This window comes from Nostoc sp. CALU 1950, assembly GCF_051172895.1.
In the GTDB taxonomy this organism is placed as follows: Bacteria; Cyanobacteriota; Cyanobacteriia; order Cyanobacteriales; family Nostocaceae; genus Nostoc; species Nostoc edaphicum_A.
The window spans coordinates 1-15401 of sequence record NZ_JBDNJQ010000030.1 but is presented as its reverse complement, the minus strand read 5'-3'; the positions used below and the strand labels follow the sequence as shown (position 1 = coordinate 15401).

At 41.7% G+C, this 15401-nt stretch carries 9 protein-coding genes and 1 CRISPR repeat array; of the genes, 4 read left to right on the top strand and 5 right to left on the bottom strand.

The window, feature by feature from the left end; translation table 11 throughout:
- Positions 1-7: 7 nt before the first annotated feature.
- From ABF638_RS11080 to ABF638_RS11070, 3 genes are all read right to left on the bottom strand, one after another.
- Positions 8-2002 (bottom strand): ATP-binding protein, encoded by a 1995-nt coding sequence (locus tag ABF638_RS11080; RefSeq protein WP_435022787.1) that lies wholly within the window; start codon positions 2000-2002, stop codon positions 8-10.
- Positions 1999-3270 carry a DUF4255 domain-containing protein gene (locus ABF638_RS11075; protein ID WP_435022786.1) on the bottom strand — a complete coding sequence of 424 codons (1272 nt, stop codon included), beginning with the start codon at positions 3268-3270 and terminating at the stop codon, positions 1999-2001. Before ABF638_RS11075 ends, ABF638_RS11080 begins: the two co-directional genes overlap by 4 nt.
- 574 nt (positions 3271-3844) lie before the next feature.
- A complete protein-coding gene (locus ABF638_RS11070; RefSeq protein WP_435022785.1) occupies positions 3845-4276 on the bottom strand; it encodes an EamA family transporter in 432 nt (143 codons plus the stop codon).
- 412 nt (positions 4277-4688) lie between these two features.
- Between ABF638_RS11070 and ABF638_RS11065 the strand changes: the two genes are divergently transcribed.
- Complete coding sequence (locus tag ABF638_RS11065) at positions 4689-6662, top strand: protein kinase domain-containing protein (RefSeq protein ID WP_435022784.1); 1974 nt, start codon at positions 4689-4691, stop codon at positions 6660-6662.
- A 96-nt stretch (positions 6663-6758) separates the two neighbouring features.
- Positions 6759-7739: a CRISPR direct-repeat array (repeat unit 35 nt; unit sequence GTTTCCATCCCCGTGAGGGGTAAGAGATTTAAAAC).
- Between the two features lie 332 nt (positions 7740-8071).
- Here ABF638_RS11065 and ABF638_RS11060 read toward each other — a convergent pair.
- Positions 8072-9673: a peptide ligase PGM1-related protein gene (locus ABF638_RS11060; protein WP_435022783.1), complete on the bottom strand. Its 1602-nt coding sequence runs from the start codon at positions 9671-9673 to the stop codon at positions 8072-8074.
- Between the two features lie 701 nt (positions 9674-10374).
- Here ABF638_RS11060 and ABF638_RS11055 point away from each other — a divergent pair.
- On the top strand, positions 10375-11247 hold the full coding sequence (locus ABF638_RS11055) for an SDR family oxidoreductase (RefSeq protein WP_435022782.1): 873 nt from the start codon (positions 10375-10377) through the stop codon (positions 11245-11247).
- A gap of 237 nt (positions 11248-11484) precedes the next feature.
- The gene (locus ABF638_RS11050) at positions 11485-11742 is read left to right on the top strand and encodes a hypothetical protein (protein WP_069074584.1); all 258 of its coding nucleotides are present in this window, start codon (positions 11485-11487) and stop codon (positions 11740-11742) included.
- A 77-nt stretch (positions 11743-11819) separates the two neighbouring features.
- On the opposite strand, the gene mgtE is transcribed toward ABF638_RS11050, so the two are convergent.
- The gene (gene mgtE / locus ABF638_RS11045; RefSeq protein ID WP_435022780.1) at positions 11820-13220 is read right to left on the bottom strand and encodes a magnesium transporter; all 1401 of its coding nucleotides are present in this window, start codon (positions 13218-13220) and stop codon (positions 11820-11822) included.
- A 1223-nt stretch (positions 13221-14443) separates the two neighbouring features.
- Between mgtE and ABF638_RS11040 the strand changes: the two genes are divergently transcribed.
- Positions 14444-15401 (top strand): PA14 domain-containing protein (locus ABF638_RS11040; RefSeq protein WP_435022778.1); only part of this gene is annotated, 958 nt, incomplete at its 3' end.

The window sequence follows — 15401 nt, the reverse complement described above, 5'->3', positions numbered from 1 at the left end:
TGCCAAATTACATCCATCCGCCAACTTCCGCATCAGTCAGGGGTTTCTCTAACTTACTATATTCTGTTTGAGCCGCCCGCAATACGTGTTTCATTTGCACTGGTTCCCCAGCATCGGCAGCGAGGAAAGCTGCATTTAAGGCTATGTTACGGATATTACCCCCAGCGACATTTAGCCGTCCTAGTTGCAGAGCATCTAAGTCTGCGGTTGGGGTTTCGGCTGGAAAGACGCGTCGCCAAATTTCCGCTCGTTGCGTTGTATCCGGGAAGGGGAATTGCACCACAAAGCGAATCCGCCGCAGAAAGGCTGTATCAATTGAACTCTTCAGGTTGGTAGTTAGGACTGCTAAACCTGGGTAGCTTTCCATGCGTTGCAATAGGTAGCTAACTTCAATATTGGCATAGCGATCGCGGGCATCTTTAACTTCACTCCGTTTACCAAATAAAGCATCAGCTTCATCAAATAACAAAATCACGCCGCCTTGTTCTGCTGCATCAAATACCCGGCGCAAATTCTTCTCTGTCTCGCCAATATATTTGCTGACTACCGATGATAGGTCAATGCGATAAAGGTCGAGGCGCAATTTATGGGCCAGTACTTCTGCTCCCAATGTTTTACCAGTGCCGCTAGCACCTGCAAATAGAGCGCTGATTCCCAATCCCCTAGCACTCTTGGCACCAAAACCCCAATTATTATATACAGTACTACGTTGGCGGACATGAGCCGCAATTTCCCGGAGAATTTGTTTCTGTGTCTCTGGTAATACCAAGTCCTCCCAATCACCCGATGGCTCAATCCGTTGGGCGAGTTCATCCAAGCGCGGACGTGCTTGCACACGGCAAGCATCCCATAAAATATTGCTGATATTATCGTTGTCTGGTGTTTGTGCTAACTGTCCTGCGGCTTCTGCACAAGCAGCGCGGATAGTTGGGGCACTTAGGTTAAATTGATCCACTAGGGTTTTAACTTGCCCGTTCATTTGCGGTGCGATGGTACTTAGTGCATCTTGCCAAACGGCACTTTGTTCTTTGCTAGTTGGCTGATATACGTCAAAATTAACTACTAGGCATTGTGATAAGCCGATGCGTTCCCGACTAGTAACTATTAAAAAGCCCTTTGTACGTTCGATAAAACGAGCGATCGCATTTAGCCGCGCTGTATCATTGGTATCCAGTTCGTTGCAGTCTATGAGTAAAGCAGACTTACTTAAAATCGTCTCGCGAGTCCACAGGCGGATGAGATTATCCAACTCACTAGGTGCTAATGGAATGAGTTGTGCAGGCATTACCCACAGGTTTAAACCTTGGAGTTGACAAACTCTAGCAGCGATGGCGCGTTTGCTAGTAGTTTCCTTACTACATAACTGAACAACTGGCAAGCTCTTAACCTTGTAAGCTTGTGACCAAACTGCTGCTACTCGCTCTGCTAAATCTTGGTGGGAGGGTACTAAATCACTAATCTCTTGTGATGGCTCAATGATGCCAGCCAAGCGTTCATCAAGATATTGAATGCCCGTGAGATAATGTAAAATCCGCTCGTCAATTCTTAGGGGACTGAGGGTCAGGGCATGACCGTCACCAATCTGAATCAATCGCCAATGACGTAAGGGAGCATTTGGAGCGATCGCATCCCAGTGGACGTTAGGTAAAGCTGCCAGAGCTAAACTCAAGGTTGGGTAAGCTCGTTGCAAATCCCCGTGCATTATAGCACACAATTTCGCAAAATCTCCATTCAACTCCATACCTGCACACAACAGCAATAAATCACGTTCAAAGGATGAGAGGCTAAACATTTTGCATATTCTCTCCAATGTCGATGGTGCAGGCATAGCAGCAGCAGCTTTCTGTAACGCTTGCTGTAAATTCCCTTGCTTTTCCTCCTCTGGTTGATTTTGCTCTTTTGCCGTGTGATTTTCTAAAATACCACGCACCACCGCTAGGGCTGCTGATAAGTAGCAGTAGTTTGCTTCATCCCAATTGCGATTAATTGTTGTCGGATTCATAAAATAGCCACCTGTGGCAAATCATAAGCTCCAGACTGACTCTTGAACAGTGGACTTTCCGCTCCATCTACCCGCACCCGGACAATATAAGTTCCTGGCTTCACGTTTTTTACAGGAATCGTGACTACATCAGTATCTTCAGTGCGTGGTGCAACCAAAAAAGAGTAAGTTACCGGACTATCACCTGATACCTCATTGAGTAGTAAAACTACCCGCTGTGCGTTACCTACTTTAGGTTGGAATTTAACGGTAATTTCTGCTGTGCGTAAATTGTCGCCGCTATTTTCCACTTGAGCGACGAATGCTGTAATTGTTGGATGGAGAACAAAAGCCGCAACGTTTGATTCAACGAGATGATCTGTTTGCCCTGCATTACCCATTGTCAGATGGACAATTTGGATACCCTGTACGCTTGCGTATAAATCTGGCGGGACTAACAAACTGATTTGTGTTTCTTTTACTTCTTGAGGTACTAGTAATGTCTCCCTATTACCCAAACGAACTCGTGTGATTTCACCGCGTAACCGTTTACCACGGATTACTAATGTTGTACCTGCAACAATCATTTGATCAGTCTTTGCCGGAGCTATAACTTGCTCTATACTCGGTTGAGACAAAGGCATCATGGAGAAACTTTCAGACTTGTCATTGCTACTTTCAATCAATACCATTGATGCCAGATAGGTAGCTGAAGGTCGATAGTGCGTTTGTAAAGCAGACCATAACTTAGAAGTTTCTTCCATATTAAAAAACTCTGGAGTCAATTTTATCTGCCCAATTTGTTCAGCTAAATCGGATACGGACACAGTTGCTACAGCTTGCGAAAAAGCACTTGAGGTATTGGTTGTAGATGCATTTATTAAAGTATTCTCAATAATATCTGATGTGATAGCTGGTGTTTTATGTAATAATTGCATTGCGTATCCCAGTAATAGCTCCGCCTGAAAGTCTTTGGCTCCGTAGGCTGTTAGCAAATAATGGAGGTCAAGAGCTAGTGGTGGAGTTGGAGAGCGCGGGTTTCCATTAATACGCGAATGCCTACTCCGAAATTCTTGAGATACCCAATCGACATTGCGATTCTGCGTCACTTGATAGAGAAAGAGGTTAATTTGGGCACGCTCGTCAGCTTCAACTGAAATTCGATCAGGCGGTAGGGCAGTTACAATCACATCACCAACACTAGCAGCGATCGGATCGCTGACTAAACCATTTTCCAGCAAGACTTTAAGTACTGCTGTCACTGCGGCTATAGAGAGCACATTACTCATCCTTATTCCTCATGGCAATAGCACATATTAATCATGTACGCCAGAGCACATTGACAGAATATATTTTGCAAAACTTTAAATATTCTGTAGCAGAGACTATCCGCAGGGTATAGAAATGCATATTAGCAGCTATTAGTACAGCACTGCATAAATGCACTTAGCATCTCAATTAATAAGGCTTGGCAAGGGGCAAAGTCCCCTAGCTTAATTTTTCGTTAAACTTCATGCAGTCTATAGGACTCATATTTGATTTCTGAAAAAACTCAGTACAACTAAGAAGCCTTCTTTCCTATTGCCTATTGCCTATTGCCTATTCCCTGCCTACGCAAATCAGTTCAGAAATCAAAGCGAATTCCTATATAACAGCAAAATTATACCTTCCGGTACTTTTAAAACATCCTCTTAGCTCGACTTTATCCATTTTTTGGCAATGTTCAAGCTGATACTGAAAACTTTGTGCGACGGTAGTTTTACTTTTTCGATTTTAACGAGAATTAGTGATATGGAAAAAGTTTTTGCCGTATCCAGGGAACCAAGTTCTGAATTTAGGATAAAGTCGAGCTTAGTTAAGACTTTAAATGATTAAAACTAAAGTACCTATGAATATTAACCCAGTTCCTAAAATAATCTTCCAGCTTAAGGATTCTCCCAAAAAAATGACTGAAAATAATAAAACTAATACCAAGCTTGATTTATCAATTGGTGCGACAAGAGAGGCTTTTCCGGCTTGTAAGGCTTGGAAGTAAAAAATCCATGATAACCCTGTAGATAGTCCAGATAATAATAAGAAAATCATGGTTTTTTGGGGTATAGCTAAGATATTAACTACATTTCCCTGAAAAAGTACAATCCCCCAAGCAACTACTAAGATGACAACAGTTCGGATTGCTGTTGCTAAATTAGGATTCACATTTTCTATACCAATTTTGGCAAAGATAGTTGTCAATGCTGCAAAGCCAGCCGAAAATAATGCATATATCCACCATGCGCTGGTGTTGCTTTCCATCTTGCCTCCTGATTCACTAGTCAAAATTAGCAGTGTAATTTAAGCTCATCTTGCTAGCATAAATTACTCATCTGTCAAGTTTGACTTGCTAGGTTCGTAGTTTGCGCTTTGCCGTTTCCCTCTCTTGGTTACTCAGCACTCAAGACTCAGCACTACTGAAGCTATTACCTGCGTCAACTTTGCGTTAACTTAACATTAGGAACAAATTTCAACTATCATAGGTCTTAATTTTAAACATTTTATCAAATTGCTAGCATTACTTTTATGTTAAGCTGGGTATAGTTAGAAAAATGCTGGTAGCATATATTACTAATATTTATCTAGATTACGAAGCAAGCAATCATATTTGTAATACTAGTATTATCTCGGACTAAAGCTAACACTTTAAAGTAACTAGGATGGGTTCCCCCAGATGAAATCCCCACCTTCTTCAAATTCTTGGAATGGTCGCTTTGTAGGTGATAACCAGCGATACCGTTTAGACAGACGGTTAGGCGGGGGTGGCATGGGAGAAGTCTTCCTAGCAACGGATACCCGTGTTGGTCAACAGGTAGCGTTGAAGTTGCTCAAAGATACGCTGGTGGCATCACTAGAAATGAGAAAGCGTTTTGAGCGTGAAGTGGCAGTTTGTGCTGCTTTGCAAAGTGACCACATTGTTAAGATTAGTGACTGTGGAGTTACCCCAGAAGGTTTTCCATTTTATGTGATGGAATATTTGCGGGGACAAACGCTCAGACAATTATTGCTGCGCGAAAAGCGGCTATCTGTTGAGCGGACGGTGAAGATTATGGCGCAAGTTTGCAAGGGTTTACAGCTTGCCCATCAGGGAGTGACTCTGCAACGGGATGGTGGCAAAACCACTGAACATATTCAGGTAATTCACCGCGACCTGAAGCCAGATAATATATTTCTAGTACCTACAGATTTGGGAGAGTGGGTCAAGGTTTTGGATTTTGGTGTTGCCAAAATTCGGAGTGAATCTTCAGAAAATTCCAATATTACAAATATAACTAGTACATTTATCGGTACATTTCGTTACGCACCTCCTGAACAGATCCAAAGCGATCAAAACTTGGATGCTAGAGGTGATATTTACAGCTTAGGGATTATCCTTTATGAAATGCTGAGTGCAGCCGACCCATTTGGAATCAGCATTAAGGGTAGTCATATCAGTGAGGCTTCTTGGGTATTAGCTCATGCTTATGAGCCACCGAAACCACTGCGATCGCAACCAGGGTGTGAGCATTTATCCGTACAATTAGAAGCGGTGGTGATGAAATGTCTCCACAAAAACCCAGCAAACCGATTTGCAACTGTAGCAGAACTGAATCAGGCTTTGCAAGCTGCTGCCAAATTTGCCACCGGGACTACTAGTGTACCCGACCAGATTAGTGGGCGATCTTCCTATAATCAAGGTTCAAATAACGAAACCGTTCCGAGACAATCAAACGACGATACTATTCTCCGCCCTCCATCTGCATATAATCAGGGTTCAAATCACGAAACCGTTCCAAGACAATCGAACGACGACACTATTCTCCGCCCTCCATCTGCATATAATCAAGGTTCAAATCACGAAACCGTTCCGAGACAATCGAGCGACGATATTATTCTGCGTCCTCCATCTGCATATAATCAGGGTTCAAATCACGAAACCATTCCAAGACAATTTAACCCGATTGAGCAAAACCAATCTGAGGAAACCATTCCTCCCCTTCAACCTGGACACAACCAAGGTTCAAATCACGAAACCGTTCCCAGACCATTTAACCCAGTTGAACAAAGTCAACAGAGTCCTGTGAATAATCCGAACGCCAACAAACCGGATGTGACGTTGTATCAACCACGACCTGCGTCTAATCAAGGTGGGCAACAAGTACCACCAGATAAGACATTATTTCAACCGCGACCTGGGGCTAATCAAAGCGGACAACAAGTACCACCAGATAAGACATTGTTCCAACCGCGACCTGGGGCTAATCAAAGCGGACAACGAGTACCACCAGATAAGACATTGTTTCAACCGCGACCTGCGGCTAATCAAAGTGGGCAACAAGTACCACCAGATAAGACATTATTTCAACCGCGACCTGGATCTAGTCAAAGTGGGCAACAAGTGCCGCGAGATGTGACTTTATATCAACCGCGACCAGCATCTAGTCAAGGTAGACAACAAGTGCCAACGGATGACACTATTTACCAACCAAGGCTAAGTGGGCAGCTAGCTACAAGAATTACTCCCAATTTTTTGCGAATCCTGGGAGTGGTCTTTGCCATTGGGCTGACTCTGGCATTAGTAACCTATATATATACTCAATCGCAATCTGGTAAAGAGCCAAATAACCAGCAAGGTTTACCTAATAGCGATCAGCGCATTCAGAACTAATCCGCTAATCAGTTATATCAACACTCCATATCCTGTTTCGGTAAAAGAGATTTAAAACCCTGCGGCTCTAACTCTTTCAGCCACAGTTAAAGCTGCATTTCCATCCCCGTGAGGGGTAAGAGATTTAAAACTATTTTTCACTAGAGTCAATCAAGCTAGCAAATTGCAATTTCCATCCCCGTGAGGGGTAAGAGATTTAAAACCCTTGGAAGATTTTGAGCTTTAAGGAAAAGGAAGGTTAAGTTTCCATCCCCGTGAGGGGTAAGAGATTTAAAACATCTGGTGTTAGAATTACCACCAGATCCGCCTCCAGCGTTTCCATCCCCGTGAGGGGTAAGAGATTTAAAACAACTAAAAATTTGAAAGTGTATGCAACAGTAACTAATGGTTTCCATCCCCGTGAGGGGTAAGAGATTTAAAACAATGGGGAATGTAAATGCACAAGCAGCATTTAGAAATAGTTTCCATCCCCGTGAGGGGTAAGAGATTTAAAACGCAGAAACCGCTGCAACTATGCAGCGTGTCCTTGAGCTGTTTCCATCCCCGTGAGGGGTAAGAGATTTAAAACAAATAGCTATTGACGTATGCAATGCCAGTGGCGTTGCTATGTTTCCATCCCCGTGAGGGGTAAGAGATTTAAAACTATTGCCACATTGCTTCTTCTAGCAAACATTATCAAAGGTTTCCATCCCCGTGAGGGGTAAGAGATTTAAAACAAGCAGTTATCATTAACATTGATGGCAGCAAGCCAACGTTTCCATCCCCGTGAGGGGTAAGAGATTTAAAACTTTTGCCTGCATTTGTGTACACTTCACTTTCTTGAGTAAGTTTCCATCCCCGTGAGGGGTAAGAGATTTAAAACTCCGATTATTTCGGCTAACTCCAATCTAAAATTTTTGTTTCCATCCCCGTGAGGGGTAAGAGATTTAAAACACTAACCTGATTAATGCAGGAGTGAAAGTAGCTAAATGTTTCCATCCCCGTGAGGGGCAAGAGATTTAAAACATGAAAGAAGACGGGGCAAGATTATGGTTGGATGAAAGTTTCCATCCCCGTGAGGGGTAAGAGATTTAAAACCCTACCCTTACAGAAAGCTTACCAAATAAGGCTTACAGAACTGCAAGACTGAGGGGGGTCTATTTTACCTGTCAACAAACCACAATTATTGACAATAATTATAGTCTTCAAGTAGCTCAAACCTTTATACAGCAAGTCATCTGAGGGGGTCTACGAAACAATAAGCTTTTCAGCCATTGCACGACCCCCTCAGTTTACACTTCTTAACACAATGGCTTCAGGAAACTAACCATTAGCTTGCACGCAAAACGTATGTACTTATTTAATTTTCATGGTGCATTTGTTGGTATAAACCATACCATAGCAACCGACAAAATACAATCTCCCTATTCTTAACTATGTTCATCCCAAACCACGGGAAAGGAATAATCTGAAAGCGCCGAGAAATCACGATTTTCGCTGCGGGTTTCTTCATCCAGAACTTTCACAACTCTGTTATAAATATCTTGTGCTTGTTGCGGAGAATCACCGATGCTGGTTAATCCCAACTTGCCAAACTGCGAAAGGCAACCCATCAGATGAAACACTGTGCCCGTCTCAGTACCGCTATCGAAGTGCAGTCTGTGGTGAGCGATGATATCCATCAAATCATTAGGTAATAATCCCTGATAGCGCTCTTTTTGCAGATTGTCAGTGGCAATATAGTATTTTGGACGACCTTGCTGACTATAAAATAAACCCGTGGAAAGGTCATAGCGGCCGTTCGTTAATAATTTCAGGGTCATGAATGGATGAGTTGTACCGCCTTTACGCAGGTTAATTTCGATCGCCTGAATATCCCACTCTCCGTTACCCTTGTCAACGGCGATAAAATCTACACCAAATCGCTCTAAAGTACCTTTTTCTGCTAATTTTCTGCCGACTTGCAGCCCCAATTGCTGTAATTGCAATCGATATCTTTCATCAGCGGGAAAGCTACAACCAAGATAAATCTGACCGTCTGGGCCTCCCAGAATTTGGTCATGGGTTGAAAGAATTTCGACTTCGCCAGTGGGTGTAATCCGTCCTTGGACACTGGGCGATCGCTTAATTTCACCTTCCACAAAAGCTTCGACAATTGCCCCTAATTCCGGGATTCTTCCCGAAAAATTATCCCAAGTTTCAAGTTTTGCTTGAAAGCGCATTGTTGAGAAGCGATCGCTAATTGCTGCTACCCTTTGGTCATGAGTACCAATTCCTGGTGCTAAATTCTCAATCGGCCTAAAATCCACCAATGCATTTCCCTCTCCAGAAATGCCTTCGTTGAGTTTTACCACTACCCGTTTTAATGTCGGTTGACGTTCCCACAAATCACTAGTAGCTTTTGCCAAATCTTCGTGGTTCCAAACTTTTTCGCTGCCATCTGGGTGAGATACTCCACTTTCGGCGAAGATTTGCCGACTGCCACTTTTTGTCCCCCAAATCTGTAAATCTGGTGCAGCAGCATACAGTGGTACACCTAATTTTAAAGACAATTCGCCTTCCCAGTGCGAAGAGTTGTAGCAGATCATAAATGATTTGTCTAGCCTCAAAGATTGATGAATCCTTTCTAGCAGTCGGGGGCGTTCTAAAATCTTTTGGCTAAGAGGCTTAAGAGAGGAATCGTAAGTAGAAAGTAGCAGCAAGCGATTGCGGGCATGAGAAAAGGGAATTCCTGGCAACAGTTGCAGATAATAATCAATGATACTAGGATGCAGCGGTACTGATGTTACATAAACCAGCCGAGTCCGGGGATTCCGCAACCGAATTAAAGAAAATAGTAATCTTTCTTCATAATGCTCACAGCCTTCGATCTTTTGGAGTTCGCGCTGGTCAAGACTCAAGGAGGGAATAATTAAAATATCCGCTTCACTATTGTCAAATAGCTCGCTAGTTTTCCAGCGATCGCGTAGGGTTAATTGTAAGTGGCGAAACTTTTCAACTTGCTCTAACTCAGAAATATTTAGTGTTGCCATAACCCCTGCCCTCTAATAATCTCAATGTAGCGCACCACACAAACTTTTGGCCTATTAGTTTATCAATTGCTTTTGCAATAAATTTAGTCTGCAAAAAGGCAGCTATACAGATATAAAACTAAATAAATATTAATATTAACAAAATTTGACTTCATAAATTAGGTATTTTTGCAACCATGAAGTGAGAAAGTAGAAACATTTATTTTCATTTAGCGGTAATGGCACAATTCATAAGATACAAGAGATCATAATTAGCTAATTGAGTAACTCTTATTTAAATTATTTTCTGTCTTAAGATTGAGCAAATTATAGATTACTTTACCTCTATGGAGCGATAAACTACAGCTACAGAATAGTTACCTTAAAAGCAGATGAGAATAATAAAATTTTCATCAGAGAATCGTTGTGTACTTGTTTTCGTAATTAGGTGTGAGGATAAAAAATCTAAGCAGCATAAATCTACCAGCAATAAGTAACTTTGACAAGCATCTGGGGTATAAAAGCCTAAAGTTGCAAATGGCAAGTGAGAGTCAAAGCAGAAAATAAACCTTGGGTTAAATTTTTGATCCGAGGTTTGCTTTTGATGAATATGAAGAATAAAGTACAGATTATTTCCGATCACCTGTTAACTTTCACCTCTTACCTAACCCAAATTCCCAATACTTAATTACATTCAAAATTCAATTACCAAGAGAAAAACTATGCCTAAATCAAAAGAGAAAAAAGAGCAAAAATTACAACCGCCACAGCAACAAGAAGTACCAGGTATTGAATCAGAAATGACGCCAAAACCTAAAGCAGATGATGCTCAGTATCGGGGTAGTGGCAAGTTACAAGATAAAGTAGCATTGATTACAGGTGCAGATAGTGGTATTGGTCGTGCTGTAGCGATCGCATTTGCTAAAGAAGGTGCAGATGTGGCGATCCTTTACCTGAATGAACACGACGATGCCAAAGAAACAAAACATTTGGTAGAAAAACAAGGGCGTCGTGCAGTCACCATTGCAGGTGATATTGGCGATGAAACCTTTTGTCAGCAAGCAATCCAACAAACAGTTGGTGAGTTTGGCAAACTCGATATTCTCATCAACAACGCCGCCGAACAACATCCAAAAGAAAGTATCGAGGAAATTACCAAAGAGCAACTAGAGCGAACTTTCCGCACCAATATATTCTCGATGTTTTTCATGACTAAAGCTGCACTCAAACATTTACAAGCAGGCAGTTCTATCATTAATACCACATCGGTAACAGCTTATAAAGGTAATCCACAACTACTAGATTATTCATCTACAAAAGGTGCGATCGTTGCCTTTACTCGCTCCTTGTCACAAAATTTGGTGTCAAAAGGAATTCGCGTTAATGCTGTTGCACCAGGGCCAATTTGGACACCTTTAATTCCTTCAACTTTTCCTGAAGAGAAAGTTGAAACTTTTGGTAAACAAGTACCAATGCAACGAGCCGGACAACCAGAAGAAGTTGCTCCCAGCTATGTATTTTTAGCCTCTGATGATGGTTCTTATGTCTCTGGACAAGTGTTACATGTCAATGGTGGAGAAGTGGTTAATGGGTAAGTAAAATAGTTAGTCATTTGTCATTTGTCTTTGGTCATTTGTCATTTGTACTGAGCTTGCCATTAGCGTAGCCTCTTGTAGAGTAGTATTAGTCATTGGTTATTTACTAATGACAAATGACAAATGACAAATGACTAATGACTCTACCCTAATGGTCTTCCATTGGAGGGATGAGTAAATGTTGAAATATTGGTAATCTATCTAGCAGTGTACATTTAAGAAGTAATAACTAAGTCTATGGCATCTCCTACACCACTGTATGGCACAGAACTAGTAGATTGTGCTAGAGCAAATGCCAAGCAAGGAATTGAAACTGCTGCTTATCAATGTGGCTATGGTCAAGACCTCAACAAATTTGCACAAGAACTCAGACAAGCTTGTGAAGAAATGAATTTACAAGTTAAAGAACTCAGCGGATTGATTACTGATCAGGACTTGATACTAGAATTAGGTACTGGCGAAATTGTTGCTCCAGAGACAGCATCAGAATTGTAAAAATTAGTCATTAGTCATTTGTACTTTGTTCTTCACTAAATGACTAATGACAAATAACTAATAACAAATGACTCTTTTCATAACTTTAAAATTACCCGCGCTAAATTGAAGTAAATCAAAACACCTACTACATCAACTGCTGTGGTGATGAATGGTGCTGACATTAATGCCGGATCTAAACGGAGGTAGCGAAATAGAAACGGCAGTGCTGAACCGGAGATAGAAGCTAAAAGAGAAATAGCTACCAAACTAGTGCCGACTGCGATCGCTACTTCTAATCGTCCTTGGAGAAAATAAGCCCAGACAGTAGCGATCGTACCTAACATTCCCCCCAATAATGCGCCTGCGATCGCCTCTCGGCCAATTACCTGCAATGCGCCAAGCGATCGGATTTCATCGGTGTTCATCCCGCGAATCACTACCGTGGAAGATTGAGCGCCCACATTACCACCAGTCCCCGTCAGCAAGGGGATAAACGCCGTCAGTGTCACCACTTTTGCTAAAAGGTCTTCTTGCGACTTAATAATCGTTCCTGTAATGGTATTGGTTACAAGTAAGACCAATAACCATACAACCCGCTTCCGAGCAATTTCCAGTAAATTCATCTGAAAATAGTTGTCGCCCCCCGACTGCACACCACCACCCAAGGCATAGATATCTTCGGTGGTTTCTTGTTGCAAAATATCAATCACATCATCTACGGTGACAATACCTACTAGACGCTGTTCTCTATCGACTACAGGCACAGCTAAAAAGTCATATCTTTGGATTAATCTGGCAACTTCTTCTTGGTCTGTATCAGTGTAGACAAACACCACATCACGGGTCATAATTTCGCCAATAATCTGCTCAGGCTGAGAAGTCACCAATTCCCGCAACGATACAATCCCCGTTAAGCGCCTTGCCGCATCCATGACATAAAGATAATAAATCATCTCACTGGCATTAGCTAAGTTGCGAATTCGCTCTAGAGCTTGAGATACTGTAAAGTTTTCTTTCAGCGAAATTAACTCTAGCGTCATGATTCGCCCAGCAGTATCAGCTTCATAACCCAATAGTTGGGCTGTAGCTTGGCGTTCTGCGGGACTCAGTTGCTCTAACAGACGATTAACAACTTTTGCTGGTAATTCATCAAATAATCTAGCCCGGTCATCCGACGACATTTGATCGACAATATCGCGGACTTCCTGGCTTTTAAGTTCCTCGATTAACCGTTCTTGAACACTATAGTCGAGATATTCATAAACCTCGATCGCCTCATCCTTAGAAAGCAAGCGAAAAGCCAAAGCGTGCATCGCTTCTGGTAAACCCTCAATCGCCTCGGCAATATCCGCAGGCTGTACAGGTACGAGAATAGCTTTTGCTCCCTGCAAGTCTCCTGCTTCTAGGAGCATTTGCAGCTGAGTCCGCACTAAATCTCGCAATTCCCTGCGTGAGACATTCTGGATGGTAGAGTTTAAATTGTTTGTCTCAGTCAAAATCCACTTTCCTCAGCCAGTTTGAACAAGGTTGCTGCCCCTAGTCTAGGGGAAAGTGGGAATGTGCAACGTCAAACTTGTAATTTTTCCGACTTGAAGTAAATTAAAAACTTTTGTAAATGAACGAAATAGTAGGGTTTCAGACGCTGATAAGTCCTTGCGTTCAGTGAAACTGCTGCGTAGCAATTCGCTGGATAGTTCACCTACAACAAGGTTGCTCGAAAAGTCCGATATTCGGGGAATTGCTACGGATTGTGTTCCGAATACGCGTCAAGATAAAGCATAGATAAATCATACTTTGTCAAATCTTTAAATAGAAAAAGATTTCTTTATACAATTTTCATATAATTAATATCTATACAGAGAAAAAACATGGGATTATCCTGTATGTTGGGGATTTTTATGTAAAACTCATCAAAACTTTTATATTCCTTTAAAAATATATATATCAATGTGAATATTTAAACAAAGTTCCACAATAAAGATAGACATAACATCGTGTTCTAGTGTCAAATATGTAATTGATTAATCTAAAAACAGTACTTAAACGAAATGTGTCTTATTGCCCCTATAAATACTTAAGTATCTATATACTCCGATTGTGCTTTGCTTTGCCTCACCTTCATACACCTGCACGTCAGTAGAAATTAGAAGCTCTCAAAAATGGTGATTTGTGATTTTTTATAAGAGAAGGCTGGAGGACTTCGGCGATCGCAATTTTTACCCTTCTCTACGAGAGGCTGCACCAAAGACAAGCTCAGGAAATACAGGCTCAGTATAAAGTCAGTCGAGTTGCAGAAGGCAATTCTTGCTGGAGGAAAAAACTATGAATTAAACTCACAAATTTGCCTGAAGAAAACAAACATTAACCAGGACTAATACCCCCTTAAAGTAATCTTTAGTATTTGATATAATACACGTTTTTTATATTTCCTTTCAGAGAAAACATAGGCAGGCATATCATTAAGGCATACTATTTTAATGTTGATACAAATAGCAGAACCCAAAGTATCATGCATTAATAAATTGCTTTGTATTAGCAAGTGAATGAAATAGTATCAGTCTTAATTAAGAATATGTTGATAGGTAAATAATGATTTGATTATCAACATAATCACGCTACGATTATTACGCATTTTTTGTTGAAAACATTAAACATAAAACTAATCCAAAAGTATTGATTATGGCATTAGTTTTAGCTCTATTGTGAGGCATATATCTCAATGAATGAACAGAATCAACAGCTGTCAACATCTGTAAATCCAACAATTGTTGCTCAACCATCTGCTTTAGAGAATCAGGCACAACCCAGCAATATTTCTGCTCGGGCTAGTGCTAGCGCTCTCTCTCAGGGAGATGGGCTAAAAGCAGAGTACTACGACAACATCGATTTCACCAACCTGAAGAAAACTCGCACAGATGCGACAGTTAACTTTAACTGGGCCCTTGGTTCTCCAGATCCATCCGTAGGTGTAGATACCTTCTCAGCACGTTGGACAGGTCAGGTAGAAGCCAAGTACAGCGAAACTTACAATTTCTACACCACTACTGATGATGGCGTGCGACTGTGGGTGAATGGTCAACAAATCATCAACAAGTTTGTCGATCAATCAGCCACAGAAAACATTGGCGCGATCGCACTGGTTGCTGGTCAGAAGTATGATATTAAACTCGAATACTACGATAATACATACGAAGCCGTTTCCCAACTATCTTGGTCAAGCACTTCTCAAGCAAAAGAAATTATTCCTCAGTCCCAACTGTACAGTAATGTCAACAATGTCAACGTACCTCCTGTAGTTGGTAATGGCAAGGGACTCAAAGGAGAGTACTATGACAACATCGACTTCACCAACCTGAAGCAAACTCGCACAGATGCGACGGTTAACTTTAACTGGGCCCTTGGTTCTCCAGATCCATCCATCGGTGTAGATACCTTCTCAGCGCGTTGGACAGGTCAGGTACAAGCCAAGTACAGCGAAACTTACAATTTCCATACCTCTACTGATGATGGTGTGCGACTGTGGGTGAATGGTCAACAAATCATCAACAAGTTTGTCGATCAATCAGCTACGGAACACAGTGGCTCGATCGCACTGGTTGCTGGTCAGAAGTATGATATTAAGCTCGAATACTACGATAATACATACGAAGCCGTTTCCCAACTATCTTGGTCAAGCA